General features: G+C 70.5%; 18 protein-coding genes. 10 read left to right on the forward strand and 8 right to left on the reverse strand.

Annotation, left to right across the window (positions count from 1 at the left end; translation table 11 throughout):
- The first annotated feature begins 13 nt into the window (after positions 1-13).
- The 3 genes from BJY17_RS02640 (at position 14) to leuA (ending at position 4,174) form a co-directional block, all read left to right on the forward strand.
- On the forward strand, positions 14-775 hold the full coding sequence (locus BJY17_RS02640; protein ID WP_179550007.1) for an ABC transporter ATP-binding protein: 762 nt from the start codon (positions 14-16) through the stop codon (positions 773-775).
- The gene (locus BJY17_RS02645; protein ID WP_179550008.1) at positions 775-2,172 is read left to right on the forward strand and encodes an ABC transporter permease; all 1,398 of its coding nucleotides are present in this window, start codon (positions 775-777) and stop codon (positions 2,170-2,172) included. Before BJY17_RS02640 ends, BJY17_RS02645 begins: the two co-directional genes overlap by 1 nt.
- Before the next feature lie 226 nt (positions 2,173-2,398).
- Positions 2,399-4,174 (forward strand): 2-isopropylmalate synthase, encoded by a 1,776-nt coding sequence (gene leuA, locus BJY17_RS02650; RefSeq protein ID WP_179550009.1) that lies wholly within the window; start codon positions 2,399-2,401, stop codon positions 4,172-4,174.
- Positions 4,175-4,251: 77 nt separating this feature from the next.
- Here leuA and BJY17_RS02655 read toward each other — a convergent pair whose 3' ends face one another.
- Both BJY17_RS02655 and BJY17_RS02660 read right to left on the reverse strand, forming a co-directional pair.
- Positions 4,252-4,911 carry a trimeric intracellular cation channel family protein gene (locus tag BJY17_RS02655; protein ID WP_179550010.1) on the reverse strand — a complete coding sequence of 220 codons (660 nt, stop codon included), beginning with the start codon at positions 4,909-4,911 and terminating at the stop codon, positions 4,252-4,254.
- Positions 4,908-5,654, reverse strand: a complete 747-nt coding sequence (locus tag BJY17_RS02660; protein WP_179550011.1) for an SDR family oxidoreductase — start codon at positions 5,652-5,654, stop codon at positions 4,908-4,910. The genes BJY17_RS02655 and BJY17_RS02660 overlap by 4 nt, the downstream gene beginning before the upstream one ends.
- Before the next feature lie 122 nt (positions 5,655-5,776).
- Here BJY17_RS02660 and recO point away from each other — a divergent pair, with 122 nt between their 5' ends.
- On the forward strand, positions 5,777-6,514 hold the full coding sequence (gene recO, locus BJY17_RS02665; RefSeq protein ID WP_179550012.1) for a DNA repair protein RecO: 738 nt from the start codon (positions 5,777-5,779) through the stop codon (positions 6,512-6,514).
- Positions 6,511-7,320 carry an isoprenyl transferase gene (locus BJY17_RS02670; RefSeq protein ID WP_179550013.1) on the forward strand — a complete coding sequence of 270 codons (810 nt, stop codon included), beginning with the start codon at positions 6,511-6,513 and terminating at the stop codon, positions 7,318-7,320. Before recO ends, BJY17_RS02670 begins: the two co-directional genes overlap by 4 nt.
- A gap of 18 nt (positions 7,321-7,338) precedes the next feature.
- Here BJY17_RS02670 and BJY17_RS02675 read toward each other — a convergent pair whose 3' ends face one another.
- The 5 genes from BJY17_RS02675 to BJY17_RS02695 all read right to left on the reverse strand — a co-directional run bounded on the left by BJY17_RS02675 (position 7,339) and on the right by BJY17_RS02695 (position 14,991).
- Positions 7,339-10,614, reverse strand: a complete 3,276-nt coding sequence (locus BJY17_RS02675) for a DUF7824 domain-containing protein (RefSeq protein WP_179550014.1) — start codon at positions 10,612-10,614, stop codon at positions 7,339-7,341.
- Positions 10,611-11,951: an SWIM zinc finger family protein gene (locus BJY17_RS02680; RefSeq protein WP_179550015.1), complete on the reverse strand. Its 1,341-nt coding sequence runs from the start codon at positions 11,949-11,951 to the stop codon at positions 10,611-10,613. The genes BJY17_RS02675 and BJY17_RS02680 overlap by 4 nt, the downstream gene beginning before the upstream one ends.
- Positions 11,952-12,028: 77 nt before the next feature.
- Positions 12,029-13,741 (reverse strand): ABC1 kinase family protein, encoded by a 1,713-nt coding sequence (locus BJY17_RS02685; protein ID WP_179550016.1) that lies wholly within the window; start codon positions 13,739-13,741, stop codon positions 12,029-12,031.
- 50 nt (positions 13,742-13,791) lie between these two features.
- Entirely contained in the window at positions 13,792-14,376 is a 585-nt protein-coding gene (locus tag BJY17_RS02690; protein ID WP_179550017.1) for a PadR family transcriptional regulator, read from the reverse strand.
- Positions 14,377-14,421: 45 nt separating this feature from the next.
- Complete coding sequence (locus BJY17_RS02695) at positions 14,422-14,991, reverse strand: P-loop NTPase family protein (protein ID WP_179550018.1); 570 nt, start codon at positions 14,989-14,991, stop codon at positions 14,422-14,424.
- 117 nt (positions 14,992-15,108) lie between these two features.
- On the opposite strand from BJY17_RS02695, the gene BJY17_RS02700 reads away from it, so the two are divergent.
- The gene (locus BJY17_RS02700; RefSeq protein ID WP_179550019.1) at positions 15,109-15,774 is read left to right on the forward strand and encodes a DsbA family oxidoreductase; all 666 of its coding nucleotides are present in this window, start codon (positions 15,109-15,111) and stop codon (positions 15,772-15,774) included.
- Positions 15,771-15,896: a hypothetical protein gene (locus tag BJY17_RS18720; RefSeq protein ID WP_281371090.1), complete on the forward strand. Its 126-nt coding sequence runs from the start codon at positions 15,771-15,773 to the stop codon at positions 15,894-15,896. Before BJY17_RS02700 ends, BJY17_RS18720 begins: the two co-directional genes overlap by 4 nt.
- A 67-nt stretch (positions 15,897-15,963) precedes the next feature.
- Here the strand turns inward: BJY17_RS18720 and BJY17_RS02705 are convergent, their stop codons facing one another.
- Complete coding sequence (locus BJY17_RS02705; protein WP_179550020.1) at positions 15,964-16,440, reverse strand: aminoacyl-tRNA deacylase; 477 nt, start codon at positions 16,438-16,440, stop codon at positions 15,964-15,966.
- 84 nt (positions 16,441-16,524) lie between these two features.
- On the opposite strand from BJY17_RS02705, the gene BJY17_RS02710 reads away from it, so the two are divergent.
- The 3 genes from BJY17_RS02710 (at position 16,525) to BJY17_RS02720 (ending at position 19,656) form a co-directional block, all read left to right on the forward strand.
- The gene (locus BJY17_RS02710) at positions 16,525-17,094 is read left to right on the forward strand and encodes a hypothetical protein (protein ID WP_179550021.1); all 570 of its coding nucleotides are present in this window, start codon (positions 16,525-16,527) and stop codon (positions 17,092-17,094) included.
- Positions 17,095-17,239: 145 nt separating this feature from the next.
- Positions 17,240-18,397, forward strand: a complete 1,158-nt coding sequence (gene dusB, locus BJY17_RS02715; protein ID WP_179550022.1) for a tRNA dihydrouridine synthase DusB — start codon at positions 17,240-17,242, stop codon at positions 18,395-18,397.
- A complete protein-coding gene (locus BJY17_RS02720; RefSeq protein ID WP_376866758.1) occupies positions 18,397-19,656 on the forward strand; it encodes a deoxyguanosinetriphosphate triphosphohydrolase in 1,260 nt (419 codons plus the stop codon). The genes dusB and BJY17_RS02720 overlap by 1 nt, the downstream gene beginning before the upstream one ends.
- Positions 19,657-19,708: the final 52 nt, after the last annotated feature.

The following is a 19,708-nucleotide window of genomic DNA, read 5'->3' on the forward strand; positions in this document are numbered from 1 at the left end:
TAGCGTCGAAGACATGCAGATCCAACCCTCAGACCTCGGCCTGATCGCCCGCGTCACCGAACTCGGCAAGCGCTACGGAACCGGCGCGAGCGCCGTCACCGCACTCGACGACATCTCGCTCGGCCTCCGCCGCGGCCAGTTCACCGCCATCATGGGTCCGTCGGGTTCGGGCAAGTCGACGCTCATGCACATCATGGCGGGGCTCGACTCGCCCACAGCCGGCCAGGTGTGGCTCGGCGACACCGACATCACCGAGCTGTCCGACTCCGCGCTCACGGTGCTCCGTCGTCGGCGCATCGGCTTCATCTTCCAGTCGTTCAACCTCGTGCCGACACTCGACGTGCGCGGCAACGTCATGCTGCCGTTCGACCTCGACGGGCGCCGCCCGACGCGCGACGAGCAGGCCTGGATCGACGAGCTGTTCGACACCCTCGGCCTGCGCCCGCGCATCGGGCACCGACCGCACGAGCTCTCGGGCGGTCAGCAGCAGCGCGTGGCCATCGCCCGTGCCCTCGCGACCCGGCCCGACCTCGTCTTCGCCGACGAGCCGACGGGCAACCTCGATTCACGTACCGGACGCGAGGTGCTCGGCCTCCTCGCCGCGGCGAGCGCACGCTACGGCCAGTCGATCGCCATGGTCACGCACGACCCCGTCGCCGCGAGCCACGCCGATCGCATCCTCTACCTCGCCGACGGCCGCATCGTGCGCGACTCGGGCCGTTCGAGCGCCGAGGAGATCTCCTCGTTCATGCTCTCGATGGAGGTCGCAGCCTGATGCACACGCGGCTGAAGGACCAATGGCCGACGCTCCTCGTCGCCGCCCTCGCGGGCACCTTCGGGGTCGCGCTGCTGCACATCACGGGGCTGCTCGCCGCCGCGATCGCCGCCGATGACGTGACCGGCGAGAGCGCCACCGTCGCCCTGATGCTCGGCATCGTCGCCGTCGTGTTCATCGTGATCGCGGTCTACGTGAGCGCGATCGTGACGGCCAACACCGTCTCGACCGTCGTGGCCGGTCGCACACGGCTCATCGCCCTGCTGCGCCTGATCGGCTCGAGCGCCCGGTCGCAGCGCGCGCAGATCGCGCGTGAAGGACTGTTGATCGGCCTCATCGGAGCGGTGATCGGCGTCGTCGCCGGCACCGCGATCGCCTTCGGCATCGAGCAGGTGACCGTTGCGAACGACCTCATGCCCGCCACCGACTACGACTACCTGAACGCGATGATCGTGCTGCCGGCGATCGCCGTCGTGATCACCACGTGGCTGGCCTCGTGGGTCGGCTCGCGCCGGGTGCTGCGGGTGCGGCCGATCCAGGCCATCGGCAACGCCAACGAGCAGGACCGCGAGGAGCTCGGCCGTCGTCGCGGTCGCAACATCACCGCCCTCGTGCTGTTCGTGGTGGGCATCGGCCTGCTGGTCGCCGGCGTGGTCTGGGGTCTGACCGAGCCGTACGGCGTGCTCCTCGGCATGGTCGGCGGTCTCGTCTCGTTCACGGGCATCGTGCTCGGCGCCCACGTCGTGATGCCCCCGGTGCTGCGTATCGTCGGCCGGCTCTTCGGCGCCTCGCCGGCGGCCCGTCTCGCCGCCGAGAACGCCGTGCGCCACCCTGAGCGCAGTTCCCGCATGACGATCGGCCTCGTGATCGGCGTCACGCTCGTGACCACGTTCTCGGTGACGATGGAGTCGTACCGGGCGATGCTCGTCGCCGCGCAACGAGCACAACCCGAGATGTACGCCGGCATCGACGAGATGCTGAACGTCACCGTCGCGGTCTTCACGGTGCTCATCGGGTTCAGCGCCCTGATCGCGGCGATCGGCATGGTGAACACGCTGTCGCTCAGCGTCATGCAGCGCACCCGGGAACTCGGCCTGCTGCGCGCGCTCGGGTTCGACCGCCGGCAGCTGCGCCACATGATCGTCGTCGAGAGCGCCGCCCTCACGCTCGCGGCCACCGCGACCGGCATCGTGCTCGGGTTCGGCTATGGCTGGGCGGGTGCGCAGGCGCTGCTCGGCGGTGCGCAGGGGGAGCCGACGTTCGTGCTCCCGGGCATTCCGTGGGCGCTGTTCGGCGGCCTGCTCGTGGCGGCGGGCGTCCTGACGCTCGTCGCCTCCATCGCCCCGGCGCGGCGCGCGATGCGCGTCTCGCCGGTGGTCGCCCTCGCGGTCGACTAGGGAGCGGCCGCCGCGGGGTGCTGCGGGGAACGGAACGAGCGGATGCGTCGGGGAGGCATCCGCTCGTTCCGTCATGTTGCGCACCCGAACAGCGGTGGTGTTAGCCTTGGCGTGTGCTTCACGGCCTGCTTCTCCTTAGCTGCCGCAGCGAGTCCTAGTCTCAGGCCTCCCTCGCTGCGGAGTTCGTCGTCGGCTGAAACCCATCCGTAAGCGAGAAGAGCACCCCATGCAGAACACCCAGCAGCCGTCGTCGATGCCCGTGCATCGCTACCGACCGTTCCACGAGCAGATCCGCGTCGACCTGCCCGATCGCACGTGGCCGTCGAAGCGCATCGAGGTCGCACCGCGCTGGTGCGCCGTCGACCTGCGCGACGGCAACCAGGCACTCATCGACCCGATGAGCCCCGAGCGCAAGCGCATCATGTTCGACCTCCTGGTCAAGATGGGCTACAAGGAGATCGAGGTCGGCTTCCCCTCGGCGAGCCAGACCGACTTCGACTTCGTGCGCAGCCTCATCGAAGGCGACGCGATTCCCGACGACGTCACCATCCAGGTGCTGACGCAGGCGCGCGATCACCTCATCGAGCGCACCTACGAGTCGATCGCCGGCGCGAAGCAGGCCATCGTGCACCTCTACAACTCGACCAGCATCCTGCAGCGCGAGGTCGTCTTCCGCACCGACCAGCAGGGCATCATCGACATCGCCCTGCACGGTGCGCGCAAGTGCCGCGAGATGGAATCGACGATTCCGGGCACCACGGTCTACTACGAGTACTCGCCCGAGAGCTACACGGGCACCGAGCTCGAGTTCGCGGTCGACGTCTGCAACCAGGTCATCGAGATCTTCGAACCGACGCCCGAGCGCAAGGTCATCATCAACCTGCCGGCGACCGTCGAGATGGCCACGCCCAACGTCTACGCCGACTCGATCGAATGGATGTCGCGACACCTCGCGCACCGCGAGAACGTCATCCTCTCGCTGCACCCCCACAACGATCGTGGCACCGCCGTCGCGGCGGCCGAGCTCGGCTACCTGGCCGGCGCCGACCGCATCGAGGGCTGCCTCTTCGGCAACGGCGAGCGCACGGGCAACGTCGACCTCGTCGCCCTCGGCATCAACCTGTTCACGCAGGGCATCGACCCGCAGATCGACTTCTCCGACGTCGACGAGGTCAAGCGCACCGTCGAGTACTGCAACCAGCTGCCCGTGCCCGAGCGTCACCCGTGGGCCGGCGACCTCGTCTACACGGCGTTCTCCGGATCGCATCAGGACGCGATCAAGAAGGGCTTCGAGGCCATGGACGCCGAGGCGGAGCGCCGCGGCGTCACCCTCGGCGAGCTCGAGTGGGCCGTGCCGTACCTGCCCGTCGACCCGCGCGACCTCGGCCGCAGCTACGAGGCCGTCATCCGCGTGAACTCGCAGTCGGGCAAGGGCGGCGTCGCCTACCTGCTGAAGACCGATCACGCGCTCGACCTGCCGCGCCGCCTCCAGATCGAGTTCTCGGGCGTCGTGCAGGCCAAGACCGACGCCGAGGGCGGCGAGGTCTCGAGCGACGAGATCTGGCGCGTCTTCAACGACGAGTACCTGCCCGCGCCGCAGGAGCGCCCCGATGAGAAGTGGGGCCGGTTCGAACTGCTGTCGCTGCGCACCGAGAGCGCGCTCGACGGCGTCGTGAACGTGCGAGTGGGCCTCCGCGACGGCGACGAGCGCGTCGAGGCCGACGCGTCCGGCAACGGCCCGATCTCGGCGTTCCTCGCCGTCATGGGCGCCGAGGGCGTGTCGGTGCAGCTTCGCGACTACGTCGAGCACACGCTCGCCGCGAGCGGCAACTCGCTGGCCGCTGCCTACGTCGAGCTCGAGGTCGAGGGCCGGGTGCTCTGGGGCGTCGGCATCGACGCCGACATCTCGACGGCATCGCTGAAGGCGGTCGTCTCCGCGGTCAACCGTGCGCTCCGCACCACCGTCTCCGCCGAGGCCGAGCGCGAGGTCGTCGGGGTCTGACCTCCGAAACTCATCGACGTCGGATGCCGCGTGCACGAGGTGTGCACGCGGCATCCGCTCGTTTCAGGGCGTGTGCGTCAGGCGCGGCGCCAGACCTTCCAGGAGCCGAGCGCCCGTTGCTCGGGAAGGCTCCAGCCGAAGCGCACGGAACCGAGCCTGATCAGGGTGGTCACGACCACGCACGCGCTGCCGGCCACGATGACGTTGACGCCGAGTGAGACGAGCACCACGAGCAGCGACGCACCGACGGTCGCGGCGATCGCGTAGAGCGAGCCGACGTGCATGAGCGCGATCGGCAGGTTCAGCGCGACATCGCGCAGGATCGAGCCGCCGACGGCGGAGAGCACGCCGACGAACACGGCCGGCACGACGGGTGCTCCGAAGGCGAGCGCCTTCGTCGTGCCGATCGCGCCGAAGAGACCGATCGTGACCGCGTCGAGGGCGATGATGAGCCCGTTGAGCCGGGTGAACACCCGGAGCAGCAGCATGCCGAGCAGCGCCGCCGCGGTCGCGACGGGGATGTACCAGTTGTCGAAGATCGCGGCCGGGGGCTGATTCAGCAGCACGTCGCGGAGGAGACCGCCGCCGAGCCCCACGAGCACGCCGATCAGCGCGACGCCGAGCAGGTCGATGCGGCGCTCGGTGAGGCGGGCGGCGAACATCGCACCCTGGATGGCTCCGATCGCCACTGCGGTGAGGTCGAGCCAGAGCGGGATGACGAAGAGTGCGGAGCTCACGGCACCAGTGAATCACGCGCCGCGAGGAACTGCTCGAAGGTGACGTTCGCGGTCTGCCCGTCGGGCACGAGCGCGCTGCCCGAGCGGAAGGCGCGGAAGGTCGCGCCGGGCAGGCGCAGGGGCATCACCGGGCGATGCGAGCCTCGCGCCGTGCGGTAGGCCTCCGCGAGCGAGCGGACCGTGCGCACCTCGGGGCCGCCGAGGTCGGGCACGCGCCCCGCCGGCGCCGAGTCGAGGAGTTCGACGAGCCGGTCGACGAGTTCGCCCACGTCGATCGGCTGCAGGCTGATCGACGGTGCGACGAGCACGGGGGAGTATCGCTGCGCGTCGAGGAGCGAGGTCACGAAGGTGTGGAACTGGGTCGCCCGGAGGATCGTGTGCGGCATGCCCGCGCCGGTCACGACCGCCTCGGTCGCGAGCTTGCCGCGGTAGTACGGGAGCGGGTTGCGATCGATGCCCGCGATCGAGAGCAGCACGAGGTGCGGGCGCCGATCGGGGCCGATCGCTTCGACGAGCGTGCGGGCGATCCCAGAGTCGTCGTGGTTCGTCGTCGCCAGGTGCACGATCGTGTCGACCCCGTCGACGGCCTGCTCGATGCCGTCGCCGGTGGCGAGGTCGCCCGTCACGACGCCCGGTCCGCTGCGGCGGCTCAGCGCTCGCACCGTGTCGCCCCGAGCGCGGAGGCGCTCGACGAGCCGGCGCCCGACGGTTCCGGTCGCTCCGGTGACGAGGATCTCTGCCATGCGCTGCCTCTCCCTCTCCGGGTCGGCCGTTGCGGGCGGCCGAGGCCAGTCAAGCACGGGGACTCGGGTCGCCGCGGCATCCGCTTCGGCCGGTTCGCGCCTGCATGGTGGGAGAATGAAGGGTGCCCGTGTACCGAGATGAAGCCGTCGTGCTCCGCACCCACAAGCTGGGCGAAGCCGATCGCATCGTCACCCTGCTGACGCGGCAGCACGGCAAGATCCGCGCCGTCGCCAAGGGCGTGCGGCGCACGGGCTCGAAGTTCGGGTCACGGCTCGAGCCGTTCATGGTCGCCGACCTGCAGCTCTACGAGGGCCGGAGCCTCGACGTCGTGACGCAGGCCGAGTCGCTCGGCTCCTACGGTGCCCTCATCACCCAGGATTACTCGGCCTACACGGCCGCGAATGCCATGGTCGAGGCCGCCGACAAGCTCACCGAGGCCGAGGGGTCTCTGCAGCAGTACCTGCTGCTCGTCGGTGCCCTGCGCTCCCTCTCTCGACACGAGCACGGTGCGAGCCTCACCCTCGACTCCTACCTGCTGCGCGCCCTCGCCCTCGCGGGCTGGGCGCCGAGCTTCCAGGACTGCGCCCGGTGCGGCCGGGTCGGCGAACACACGGCGGTCGTGGTGCAGCTCGGCGGCGTGGTCTGCGACGAATGCGCCCCGCCCGGCACGCCGCGCATCGCCGGCTCGACCGTGGCCCTGCTCGGCGCGCTGCTCGCCGGCGACTGGGTGTTCGCGAAGGCGTCGAGCGAGCGCGACCGCAGTCAGGCCAGCGGCATCATCGCCGCCTACACCCAGTGGCACCTCGAGCGGGGTCTCCGCTCGCTGCCGCACGTATCCAGAGAGACGACCGCCCAGTGAGCCCGAAGCCCTACACCCACCGCGACGCCGTGCCCTACCGGCCGCTCGACTGGACGGGCCTCTATCCGCCCGAGCTGCCGAAGGGGGCCGTGCCCGAGCACGTCGCCATCGTCATGGACGGCAACGGGCGTTGGGCGAACCGTCGCGGACTCACTCGAATCGAAGGCCACAAGGCCGGCGAGATCGCGCTGCTCGACGTCGTCGCCGGCGCGATTCAGGCCGGGGTGAAGCACCTCTCGGTCTATGCGTTCTCGACCGAGAACTGGAAGCGCTCGCCCGAAGAGGTTCGCTTCCTCATGGGGTACAACCGCGACGTGCTGCACCGGCGCCGCGACCAGCTCAACGAGTGGGGCGTGCGCATCCGCTGGGCAGGGCGGCGCCCGCGTCTCTGGGCCTCGGTCATCAAGGAGCTGCAGGTCGCCGAGCAGCTGACGGCTGGCAACGACACCCTGACCCTCACGATGTGCGTCAACTACGGCGGGCGCACCGAGATCGCCGACGCCGTGCGATCGATCGCCGACGACGTGGCATCCGGTCGCCTTCGCCCGTCGGCCGTGTCGGAGAAGCTCATCGCGAAGCGGCTCTACGTGCCCGATCTGCCCGACGTCGACCTCTTCGTGCGCAGCTCGGGGGAGCAGCGCACCTCGAACTTCATGCTGTGGCAGTCGGCGTACGCCGAGATGGTGTTCCTCGACACGCTGTGGCCCGACTTCTCGCGCGTCGACCTGTGGCAGGCCATCGAGCTCTACGCCGGACGCAATCGCCGCTTCGGCGGTGCGATCGACGCGCCGACCGCCGGCAGCTGACACCGGCGGCCGGCGGCATCAGCCGAGGCCGAGCTCGATCGCGAGCGACCGCGCCTTGGCGAGCGCTGCGCTCGAGCCAGGCCGGGCTGCGAGTTCCGCCAGCCCCGGCCATGCGGCGTGCTCGGCCGGGATCCGGCCCGCCGCTGCAGCGGCGCGCAGCAACGGCGCTCGAAGCAGCGCCGCGTCGAGCACGCGGTTCAGCCACGACGGCGGCTTCGACTGGGATGCTGCGTAGCGGACGGATTCGGTGAGCATCGGCCACAGCACCGGCAGCGCGCGCGTCTCGCGTTCGATCGAGCCCATCATGCGCGCAGGCGTAATGTCGGGCAGCGGCAGCAGACGCGACATGGCCAGGCGCACCGAATCGGCTGAGAACCGACGGCCTGCGACCATCGCGTCGACGCTGTAGCGCGACTCGACGTCAGAGCACAGGGACGCCAGTACGACCGCGACCATGAGCACCGTCAAGGGAGGAACCGAGTCGCTGCTCGACGGGCCGTTCTCGGCGGCGCCCCGGTCGCGGAACTCCGAGGGGATGATCCGGCCGAGCGCGTCGTCCCACTGCAACCATCGTCGTTCGTCACCCGCGATGGTATCGGCATCGAGCTGACCCTCGCGGTCGAGTGCGTAGGACCAGGCCATGAGCGCCCGGTACCGCACCTCGGGTGCTTCAGGCAGGCTGAACTCGATCGGCACGAAGCGCTTCGACCCGCGCAGGTGCGATGACGAGGCGAGGTGCACGCCATCGTCGATGGCCGCTCCCGTCCCGTCGCCGGCGGGCCAGAACGCATCGAGATCGACGGCGGACTCCAGCGAAGCGACTCCGGAGGCGGGGGTCGCGGTCGATTCGGGGAGCTGTGCGGCGATCGCCTTCGCAGAGGCCACGGCGCGCGATGAGCCCGGTCGGGCAGCGAGGGTGCGGGTGTGCGGGAGGTCGAGCGTCGACGGATCCGCGATGCCGGTTGCGACGGCATCGATGGCGCCGGGCAGCAGGGCACCGATCGCCTCGGTGGCCTCCGCGGTGCCCGCCGTCATTCGAACCGCTCCCAGAGACGCGCCCAAGAAGCCGTCGAGGAGCGGCCAGGCGACCGAGCCGAGTCCGGCCTCGCTCAGTTCCAGCGCAACGCGCGCGAGCTGCGCGCCACCCGGGCCACTCCGGCCGAGTAGGCAGGGATCGGCCACTCCCGGCCGCAGCAGCCCGCGGTCCCACGCCTCCAGCACCGCCTCGAACATGTCGGTGGCGGCCTTCGGGTGGGGTGAGCACAGGCCGCAGAGCATTCGTGCGGCGAGGCGCGGCGTGAGCGGCGCGCTGCGGCGCGCGAGCTGTCGCCACTCGAACCCGCTGCCGGCCTCGAGTCCATCGCGCGAGCAGGTGCCATCGCCCCATGTCGGCAACTCGAGCGGAGTGCCCCAGCCGTACCTCGTCGTGTCGATGCGCCGTGGGAACTGGGCGAGTGATGCCGGCAGCGCAATGACGTCACGGCGCCAGTCGCCGTCCTCGTCCTGCACGAGCGACGGCTCGAGCAATGGATCGAGGGCGAATGCGCGCGCCGCTGGTCCGGCCGCGACCGTCATCCGTTCGCCGGACTGGAGCACGATGGGCACCTCCAGCACGGCGAGTGCGTCGAGGTGCCGCTGCTCGACGAGCGTGAGGTCGAGTCGGATCATCGCGAGGAACAGATCCGCCTCACTCGCGGTGGCGCCCGTATCGCGGTATTCCTGCAGGCGCTCGACGAGGTCGTCCGGCGCGATCCGAAGGTCGTCCCACGACGGCGTGGACAACAGCGTCGGAACCTCGCCGAGCCGTTGGACGACCGCGGCTTCGCGCGCCGGCATCGGACCGAAGACCACATCGCTCCGCCAATCGTCGCCGCCGGGTTGCACGAGCCGGTCGAGCAATCGGATGCGGGTACGGGCGACCCAGTCCGCAGCGGCGCTCGCTCCCGCCCGCCAGTTCGGCCTCAGTCCGCGGAGCGCGGCGCGCGCTGCCTCCGCATCCGCACGCGCGACCGCGTTCGCGAGCTCCAGGAAGCGGTCGACCTCGAGATCCTCGGCGCCGTCCGGGCGCGAGTACAGCACACCTGCGGCCTCGGCGAGTGCGGAAGACGAGACCTCCGGCAGCTGGAATCGCGGTACCGTCCACACCTCGGGTGCGGGTTGCCACGCGGTCGAAGCGGTCTCGGTCTCCGGCACGGTCTCGGTGGCGACGCCCCATCGCTCCCGGAGCGCTCTCGCCGCTTTCGCGAGCGTCCCGTCTCGTCCGGACTCGATCGGCGACAGGGCGATCACGGCAGTCTCCGCCGCTTCGCCGGTGAGTGGCATCGAGCGGCGCAGCGCTGCGTCGAGCACGATCCGCCGTGCGGCCTTGGACTTCGCCGCGAGCGAGAGCGAGAGCACGTCGGCGGCCTGGTATTCGTCGCCGAACTCGATGATCGTGGGCGCGAGGGCAGTGATCACCGGGGCATCCGCGTGGCTGATGGCTCCAAGGAGCGCGTCGGCATGTGCGACGAGCTCTGCGTCGGTCAGCGCCAGGGATTCGGTGAGGACGCCGGCCCAGACCTTGCGATCGCCGGGGCGCTGGGCGGCGTCGAGCGCGGACAGCACGAGCGGCACCGCTTCGTCGCGGTCGACCCAGCCCTGCTCGAACCCGGCGGCGACCACTGCGCCGAACGGTCCGGTTGCTGGCGCTCCCACGGCGACCCCGATGCGCAGATGATCGATGAAACGCGATCGGATGACAGCGGCGTCGATCGGGCCGCGACCGGCCGGATACAGCTCCGCCTCCAGGCCGAGCGCGACAGCCGCGTAGACGGCCCAGTCCTTCAGATACTCCACGCTCTCGGGCACGGGCAGCCCGTGATGATGCACCAGGCGCACTGCACGACCGGCGTGCACCGAGGTCGCATGCTCCCAGGGGCGTCGGTTGGAGCGGCACGCGCGGGACGTGAAGGCGATCGCGAAGTCCGGACCGCGCGTCGCGAGCACCTCAGTGGCGAGCTGATCGGGCACGGAGCCCGGCCCGCCCAGGACCGCCTCCGCACGTCGGGCATCCGCACCCACGCGGATCGCGAACAGCGCGAGCATCCCGTGGTCGGCATCGCCGACCACCGACTCGCGGGTGATGGTGTTCCCCTCGGTGACCCACATGTCCCAGTCGCCGCGCTGCAGGCCGGCGCGAGCCTCACGCCGTTGCGCCTCGGTCCCGACCGGGAGCTCGAGCGCGACCGCTTGCCGGGCGTCGGCCCAGCCGAGGTCGCGGAACAGCTCGAGCGAGCGTGCGAGGGCGTCGGTCATCGGATCTCCTTCATCATGATCTGCACGGCGAGCACGTGCTTGCACGGTCCTCGGTCGCTGCCCCCGGTGAGCTGCCACGTGCATGTGCAGCGTGCGGCGCCATCGGCGCCACGGACGCTGTAGACGGCGGGATCGTCGCGGTTGCCGGCGTGCACGAGCCATTCGCCGGGCTGCACGCCGGGCACGACCAGGTGCTGCGCGACGAGCCGACGCGCGGCGTCCACGCGAGGGTTGCCGCGGGTGACGCGCTCAGGGTCGTCGGGAAGCTCGCGGTGGAAGTGGGCGCGAGCGTGCACGTCCCAGCCGACACGGCCGGAGGCGGCGAGCACAGCGAGGCCCGACTCGACTTCTGCCATCGTGAGTCCGGACTCGAGGCGCAGCCGTTCGACGTCGATCGCCGGTTCGAAGGCCAGCAACGCCGAGACGAGTGCCGCGTGTCCGGTGGCGTCGGGTTCGGCCAGTGCACTCACCAGCGAACCCTCGCCGGAGAATCCGCGCCATGCCTCCTTGGTGATGCCGAGCAGCAGGCGAGCGTGTCGGAGCTCCACCTCGAACGCCGTGGTCCCCGGCTCTCCGTCGGCGGGGCCGTACACGGTGAGTCCGGTCACGTGGGGGAGCAGCCGCTTCAGGGCGCTCAGGCGATGCAGACCGTGCACGTGGACAGCGCCAGGGATGCGCCGCGGTGCGATGCGGAACTCCGAGGCGGTCGGGGCGAGCCAACCGGCCGATCCCGCGGCGGTCGCTGCGGGGATCGAGGTCAGCAGCGTGCGGGCGGCGGCCCGGTCGAGCGTGAAGGCCCGCTCGAGTCGACGGTGCATCTCCGCGACGTTGCCGAGCGCAGGGACCCAGCGATCCGGCATCTCGACCGGTCGCTCGGTCGCCGCAGCGGATGGTGTGGCCACGGTCAACCCATGTCGGCCGACGTCGAGGTGGAACAGCTCGTTCCGGCCGATCGAGGCGAGTGCCCGTCGCGTGGCCATCCCGATGTCGACGTTGGTGGTTCCGCGGGCCACCTCACCGCCGTCCAGGCCGGAGCCGAGCAGGTCGAGACGCGCGTACACGCTGTTGCAGGCCGAGAACACCTCCGCGCGCAGTCGATCGCCGTGAGCGGTCAGCACCGGGTCGCGCTGCGTGGTGGGGGTGTACTTGAAGTACCTGGTGGCGGTGATGTCGGCGAGCGACAGCAGTCCTCGCGCCAGCACTTGCGGCTCGGTCGCGAAGCCGTGGAAGAAGCTCGGACTGGCGACGGTACCGGCGGGCGTGAGTGCCGGGGCGAGCGCGAGTTCGAGCCGATCCTGAGTCGCCGATGACGCCGTCGTGAACCCGCGAACACCCATGGGGATGAGGCTAGCGGAGGCCACCCCCGCAACGAGGCGCTGGGCGTCGCCGAGCGGACCGGGCTTCAGACGAGGGATCAGCGACGTCCGCGACGCCCCATCACTCCGGCGAACAACGCGTGCAGCAGCGGCAGGGCGGAGGCGATCATGAGCGTCGTTCCGAGCACGGGGTTCGGGGCCACCAGCACCGCGCCGCCGATGAGCAGCGCGGCGAACAGCACGGCCGATACGACGCGGCGGGCGACGCCCTCGACTCGGTCGAGACGCCGTTCGAGACGTGAGGTGTCGAACGAGAGCCGACCCTCATCGGCCTTCGTGATGAGTGCATCGACGCGCTGCGGCAGCCGCCACAGGAGTCCGGCGCTCTTCATCGCCTCGGCGGCGAGATCCCGCGCGAGATCGCCGCGTTCCTCATCGAGGAGTCGGGCCGCATACGGTTCGACGGCGTCCCAGACGTTGAACTCGGGGTCGAGTCCGCTGCACATGCCCGAGGTGAGCGCCATCGACCGGATCAGCAGCAGCAGGTGCTCGGGCAGCTGGAAGGGGAGCGAGCGCATGACATCGCCGAACTCCTCGCCGAACTCGCGGAACTCGCGCGGGTCGACATGTTTCAGTTGGGCGAACCCCATGCCGCCGAAGCGTGCGAAGAGTTGGGAGAGCGCGCGCTCGAGCTCGCCCGTCTCCGCCGAGGGCATGAGCACGCCGATCTCACGGGCGGCGTCGATCATGGCGCGACCGTCACGGGCGGCGACGGCGATGACGAGCGCGCGAAGCCCGGAGCGCAGCTCGGCCGGAACCTCGGCCATCATGCCGAAGTCGACGAAGGTGAGCCGCCACGGCGGAACAGAGCCGTTCGGCCCGTCGCCGTGCACGGTCGTGGGCGGCAACGGCGTGACGAAGATGTTGCCGGGGTGCGGATCGGCATGCACGAAGCCGTGCGTGAAGACCTGGTCGAACATGATCTCGGCGAAGACCCGAGCGACATCGGCGGGTGGGATGCCGGCCGCCTGCAATGCGTCGGTGTCGTTGATCTTGATCGCCGTGACGTCTTCGAGGGTCAGCACCCGACGGGTCGTCCGCTCCCACACCACGGCCGGGGCGTACACGCGGTCGTCGTCGGCGAACGACTCCGCGAAGCGCTCGGCACTCGCGGCCTCGTGCAGGTAGTCGATCTCCTCGAGGCTCGTCTGGGCGAACTCCTCGACGAGGGCAGGGGCATCCACCCGGTCGGACACGATGCGCACACGCCGTAGCCAACCGGCGACGCGGCGGAGTGCGGCGAGGTCGACGGCGACGATCTGGTCGATGCCGGGGCGCTGCACCTTGACGACGACGTCGTGGAGTCCGGTCTCCGCGGAATCGCCGTCGGAGAGCCGGGCGCGGTGCACCTGCCCGAGCGAGGCCGCCGCCACGGGCACCTCGTCGAACCGGTCGAAGATCCGCTCGAGGCGTGCGCCCAGCTCGGCCTCTGCGAGTTCGCGGATCGCGGGGAACGGCACCGGCGGCACTTCGTCCTGCAGGCCCTCGAGCTCCGAGGTGATCTCGGGCGGCAGCACGTCGAGGCGTGAGGAGAGGAACTGCCCGACCTTGATCATGAGCCCGCCGAGCTCGACGGCGAGCACGCGGAAGTCCTCGGCGAGCTTTCGGATGCGCCGTTCGCGCGTGTTCTCGGCGACCCGGGCGAGGCCCAGCTTCGGCAGCGCGAGTTCGAACCACCAGAGTTGGATCAGTCGCCGGGCCGCGAACGTCAGGATGCGGCGGGAGCGCGCCCGGCGTGCACCGTCGCTCATCGCGCCATCCGCTCGCCGGTTGCTCGATGGGGAAGCAGGGGCGCCACGTGTCAGCTCTGGGCGAGGATCGAGTACAGCGCGCGGCGAGCGTCGTCGAGCACGGTCACGGCCTGCTTCACCTGGTCGGGGGTTCCGCTCCGGCCGAGCTGCGCCGTTGCGGCTGCGAGATCGACGGCCGCCTTCGAGAGCGCGCGGTGCTGTTCGGTGCCGTTGGACGAAGAGGACTCCCACGGTGCCGGCCGGTCGGCCGCCGCCTCGACCTCGGCACGGCCGAGGTCGGTGAGCGAGTAGGTCTTGCGACCGCGCAGTTCCTCGGCGACGATGAGCTCCTCATCGGCCAGCAACTGCAGCGTCGGGTAGACCGAGCCGGCGCTCGGCTTCCACATGCCGCCGCTGCGCTCCTCGATCTCCTGGATGATCTGGTAGCCGTGCATGGGCTGCTCGGCGAGCAGGGCGAGCACCGCCGCGCGCACGTCGCCGCGCGCCATCCGCTTCACTCCTGGTCGTGGGTCGAAGGTGGAGCGCAACTGCTCCATCGCCTCCCAGATCGCCGCGCCGGGGCTGCCTGCCCCGAAGCTGCGTTCACCGCTGAAACCTGCTCCACCGAATCCGCCTGTCGGGCGTTGACCGTTCATGATGACCTCCCGGTTCACGACTGAGCGATACTCAACGATATATCGTTAGCGCCCCGAATGGAAGGGGTACGTCGTGGCGAGCCAGGCCTCGGCCTCGCGTGGATTCCGCAGCCGCACGACCTCGAGGTGCGGGCGCCGGCGCGCGGCGTCGGCGACGAGTTCGCCCCGGCTGCCATGCGTGTTCCACGCCCAGCGGATGATGTGCTCGGGGTCGCTGAAGATCGTGGTCAACGAGGGCTCGAGGTTGCCGTTCCACAGTTCCTCGCGCCGCACGCGGCGCCGCACCGTACGGACGACGACCTGCCGCATGACGCGCGCCCGCGAGTAGTCGAGGAAGACCAGCACCTGCGCCCGGTCGGCGAGCAGTTCACGCGCCGAGTCGTACTGCCACTCGGTCACCCATCCCGGCTGCGACGTGAACGCGTCGACGTCGGCGACGAAGCTCGGACGCGGCGTCCAATCGGGTCCGTGGAAGAGCGCGTCGATCTCCTGGAACGGCAATCCGGATGCCGCGGCGATCCGCCGCGCGAGCGTCGACTTGCCCGCCCCGCTGGCCCCGGCGACGAGGATGCGGCGCGGAGGGGGGTTGTGCGGGTCGGCGGCGGCGTGGGGCATCCGATCACCCTAGACCGGGCGCACTCGCGGCGCCGCGGCGGCTCGGTCGGCCACGTGCTCGACTTCGCGGTGGTCGACTCGGGAATACGGAGACCGAACCATCCGTTCGCATACGTCGTGAGTGAACCCATCAAGATCGACATCTGGTCCGACATCGCGTGCCCGTGGTGCTACATCGGCAAGCGCCACCTCGAGAGCGGCATCGCCTCGCTGGGCGCCGACGCGCCCGAGGTCGACATCACCTACCACTCCTTCGAACTCGCTCCCGACACCCCGGTCGACTTCGAGGGCTCCGAGATCGACTTCCTCGCCAAGCACAAGGGCATGCCCGCCGAGCGCGTGCAGCAGATGCTCGAGCACGTCACGGGCGTCGCGGCCACCGCCGGACTCGACTACGACTTCGACGCACTGCAGCACACCAAGACGCTGAAGGCGCACGAGTTGCTGCACTTCGCCAAGGAGCAGGGCCTGCAGCTCGAGCTCACCGAGCGCCTCTTGCGCGCCTACTTCACCGAGGGCCGTCACGTCGGACGCATCGACGAGCTCGTCGAGCTCGGCGTCGAGGCCGGCCTCGATGCCGATGCGGCACGCGAGGCGCTCGAGTCGGGCCGGTACGCCGCCGCCGTGCAGGCCGACATCGCCCAGGCGCAGGCCTACGGCATCAACGGGGTGCCGTTCTTCGTCATCGAGGGCAAGTACGGCATCTCGGGCGCGCAGCCCGCCGAGGTCTTCGCGCAGGCGCTCACGCAGATCGCCGGCGAGCGCGAGGGCGCCGTCGCGTGAGCGAGGTCGACACCGCGACGACGACGGATGCCGCGGCGCCCGCGCCCTTCGCGATGATCACGGGCGACCCGTCGGCCATGGTCTGCGAGGGCGACGTCTGCTTCATCCCCCCTGCTGGTTGAGCCTGTCGAAACCCCGGTCTCGACAGGCTCGACCCGCAGGTGCGGGCTCGCCTCGTGCGGGCTCGCGCTACTCGGGGTCGGAGATGTCGGCCACGGTCGCGCCGAACGCGTCGATGAGCCGATCGGCATCGACGAAGAGGCTGCGGCCGTGCTCGCCGGCCCCCATCGAGACGCGCCGCCCCGCGATCGAGACGTCTGCCACGACGGGCCACGCGGTGGTCGAGCCGAGCGGCGTGATGGTGCCGCGCTCGTAGCCCGTCGCGGCGAGCGCGCGCGACGCGTCGGGCAATTGCAGCTTGTTCACCCCGACGACCGCGCGCAGCTTCGGCCATGAGATCTTGCGGCCGCCGGGCACGAGGGCGAAGACGAAGGTGTCGTCGCTGCGTTTGACGACGAGCGACTTGACGATGTCGGCGGGCGTGATGCCCATGAGCTCGGCGGCCTCCTCGAGGCTGTTCGCCGCCGGTCGCTCGATGATCTCGACCTCGAGGCCGCGTGCAGCGGCATCCGCTCGCACCCGATCCGCACCCGTGAGCTCCGACATGTCGTCCTCCCCGATTCCGTTTCCTCGAATCCTAGGCGCGCACCGCGTGTGCCAGACTGAGCGTCACTCGAACAGGGGGCAGTCTTGGATTCGATCGTTCCGCGCGCTCTCGCGCTCGTCGTCATCGCCGGCGCACTCGTCATGTCGGGGTGCTCGATCGCATCCGGCGACGCGGCCGAGACGTCGCCCCGCCCGACGGAGACCGCGGTGCCGACGCCCGACGAGGGCGACGAGTACGCCGATGCGTTCGCCGAACGCGATGCATTCATCGCGGCGCAGCAGTTGCCGTTGGACGGTTCGCTGCTGGTCGCGACGACCGACGCCCAGAAGGAGTTCATCGCCGAGCAGCGGGCCTACATCGAGCAGCAGGGCGGCACGTGGTCGCCGGAACTCGAGAGCACGGCACTGGCGCTGGCCGCCGATGCCTGCGAGACGGCGATCCTGAACCAGCACGAGGTGGAACTCATGACGCTGGAGACGCACGTGGCCACGTCGCCGCTCTTCGCACAGCTCATCGCGGACGACCTCGCCGAAGACGAGCGGAGGGCCGCCGAGCGCAACGTCGCGAGCGTGATGGTCTTCGGCACCGGGTACCTCTGCCCCGACGACGCCGAGCAGTGGGAGGCCGCGTTCACCGCCGCGTACCCGGGCTGACGCGCGCGCGTCGGGCTCCGCGCGCCTCGATGGGCGGCTGCGCGCTCGTCCGACAGTTCCTCCACAGGACGGCGTCTTCGCCCGTCTCCGGCGCGCAGCGGAGCCGAGGCCTGATGGTCGCAGAATTCTGGGAGAATCGACGGTGATGTCTTCAACCACCACGCTTCCAACGGGCCCGCTCACGATCGGCGGGCTCGAGCTCGACGTGCCCGTCGTGCTCGCCCCCATGGCCGGCATCACGAACACGGCCTTCCGTCGCCTCTGCCGCGAATTCGGCGCCGGCCTCTACGTCAGCGAGATGATCACCTCGCGCGCCCTCGTCGAGCGCACGCCCGAGTCGATGCGCCTCATCACGCATCACGAGTCCGAGACGCCGCGCTCCATCCAGCTCTACGGGGTCGACCCCAAGACCGTCTCCGAGGCGGTCACCATGCTCGTCGCCGAAGACCGGGCCGACCACATCGACCTGAACTTCGGATGCCCCGTGCCGAAGGTCACCCGCAAGGGCGGCGGCGCCGCGCTTCCGTGGAAGAGCGGGCTCTTCCGCGACATCGTCGAGGGCGCCGTGCGCGCGGCCGGCGACATCCCGCTCACCATCAAGATGCGCAAGGGCATCGACGCCGACCACCTCACCTACCTCGAGGCCGGGCGCATCGCCGAGGGTGCGGGCGTCGCCGCGGTCGCGCTGCACGCGCGCACCGCCTCCGAGTTCTACTCGGGTCAGGCCGACTGGTCGGCAATCGGGCGGCTCAAAGAGACGGTCACGAGCGTGCCGGTGCTCGGCAACGGCGACATCTGGTCGGCCGACGACGCGCTGCGCATGGTCGCCGAGACCGGCTGCGACGGCGTCGTCGTCGGGCGCGGATGCCTCGGCCGCCCGTGGCTCTTCGGCGACCTCGCCGCAGCCTTCCGCGGCGAGTCGCAGAGCTTCCACCCGTCGCTCGGGCAGGTGGCGCAGACCTTCCGCCGGCACGCCGAGCTCCTCACGGAGTTCTTCGACAGCGAAGAGCGCGGGTGCCGCGACATCCGCAAGCACGTCGCCTGGTACTTCAAGGGCTACCCCGTGGGCGGCGACCTGCGCGCGCGCCTCGCGACCGTCGAGTCGCTCGAGCAGCTCGACGAGCTGCTCGGCACGCTCGACTGGTCGATGCCCTACCCGGGCGAGGGCGCAGAGGGGCCGCGCGGCCGGGCCGGCACGCCGAAGAAGCCGGCGCTGCCCGACGGCTGGCTCGACTCGCAAGAGCTGGCGGGCCACGACCGCGTGACCCTCGTCGACGCCGAACTCGACACGAGCGGCGGCTGATCGTGCGCGAACCTCTCTTCGGCGGCTACGAGGCCGCCGACACCGAACGCTGGCTCCCCGAAGAGCACTCCTCTCGGCGCAGCGACTTCGCGCGCGACCGAGCTCGGCTGCTGCATTCGAGCGCGCTGCGCAGACTCGCGGCGAAGACGCAGGTGCTGAGCCCCACCGCCGGACTCGACTTCGCCCGCAACCGGCTCACGCACTCGCTCGAGGTCGCGCAGGTCGGTCGTGAACTCGCCTCGAGCCTCGGGCTCGACCCCGACGTCGTCGACACCGCGTGCCTGGCGCACGACCTCGGGCACCCGCCCTTCGGCCACAACGGCGAGAAGGCGCTCAACACCTGGGCGGCCGACATCGGCGGCTTCGAGGGCAACGCGCAGACGCTGCGGCTGCTCACGCGGCTGGAGCCCAAGGTCTTCGGACCCGACGGCCGCAGCTACGGCCTGAACCTCACCCGCGCGAGCCTCGATGCGAGCTGCAAGTACCCGTGGCCCGAGGCGACGAGCGTCGCCGACCCATCCGGCCGCGCCAAGTTCGGCTTCTACCAGGGCGACACCGAGGTGTTCCGCTGGCTCCGCGCCGGTGCCCCCGATCGTCGTCTCTGCATCGAGGCGCAGGTCATGGACCTCAGCGATGACATCGCCTACTCCGTGCACGACTTCGAAGACGCGATCGTCAACGGTTACATCGACGTCGCAGCGCTCGGCGCGCGCGTCGATCACGAGAGCCTCGTCACCTCGATGTACGAGTGGGTCGGCGGCTCGATCACCCACGACGAGCTCATCGCCGCGTTCGACCGCCTCGACTCCCTCGACGGCTGGCTCGACACGTGGAACGGCAGTCGCTTCGACCAGGGCCGCCTGAAGAACCTCACGAGCCAGCTCATCGGCCGGTTCGCGCACGCCGCGACCACGGCGACCCGATCGGCGTTCCCGCTCGCGAGCCTCATCCGCTTCGACGCCGACGTCATCGTGCCCCGCGAGATCCAGGCCGAGATCGCCGTGCTGAAGGGCATCGTCGCGGCGTACGTCATGTCGAAGAACACGCGCCAGCCGATCTACCACCAGCAGCGCGAGGTGCTCACGTCGCTCGCCGACGTGCTGCTCGCGGGCGGCGAGCAGCACCTCGACGCCGGCTTCGCCGAAGACTGGCGCGCGGCCGGCGATGACACGGCTCGCAAGCGGGTCGTCGTCGACCAGGTCGCGAGCCTCACCGACCAGTCGGCGCTCGCCTGGTACGAGCGACTCGTGCAGCAGTGACGACGCGAGCCGGCCTCCGGCGCTCGGCTGCGTTCGGCGAACTAGGATGAGA

It is taken from the genome of Agromyces hippuratus, from assembly GCF_013410355.1.
Lineage (GTDB): Bacteria > Actinomycetota > Actinomycetes > Actinomycetales > Microbacteriaceae > Agromyces > Agromyces hippuratus.

Coding starts and splice junctions, on each gene's coding strand:
- BJY17_RS02685 (WP_179550016.1), bottom strand. CDS start 13,741: ATGAGCGACGGTGCACGCCGGGCGCGCTCCCGCCGCATCCTGACGTTC.
- dusB (WP_179550022.1), top strand. CDS start 17,240: ATGTCTTCAACCACCACGCTTCCAACGGGCCCGCTCACGATCGGCGGG.
- BJY17_RS02645 (WP_179550008.1), top strand. CDS start 775: ATGCACACGCGGCTGAAGGACCAATGGCCGACGCTCCTCGTCGCCGCC.
- BJY17_RS02640 (WP_179550007.1), top strand. CDS start 14: ATGCAGATCCAACCCTCAGACCTCGGCCTGATCGCCCGCGTCACCGAA.
- BJY17_RS02660 (WP_179550011.1), bottom strand. CDS start 5,654: ATGGCAGAGATCCTCGTCACCGGAGCGACCGGAACCGTCGGGCGCCGG.
- BJY17_RS02690 (WP_179550017.1), bottom strand. CDS start 14,376: ATGAACGGTCAACGCCCGACAGGCGGATTCGGTGGAGCAGGTTTCAGC.
- BJY17_RS02705 (WP_179550020.1), bottom strand. CDS start 16,440: ATGTCGGAGCTCACGGGTGCGGATCGGGTGCGAGCGGATGCCGCTGCA.
- leuA (WP_179550009.1), top strand. CDS start 2,399: ATGCAGAACACCCAGCAGCCGTCGTCGATGCCCGTGCATCGCTACCGA.
- BJY17_RS02675 (WP_179550014.1), bottom strand. CDS start 10,614: ATGACCGACGCCCTCGCACGCTCGCTCGAGCTGTTCCGCGACCTCGGC.
- BJY17_RS02695 (WP_179550018.1), bottom strand. CDS start 14,991: ATGCCCCACGCCGCCGCCGACCCGCACAACCCCCCTCCGCGCCGCATC.
- BJY17_RS02680 (WP_179550015.1), bottom strand. CDS start 11,951: ATGGGTGTTCGCGGGTTCACGACGGCGTCATCGGCGACTCAGGATCGG.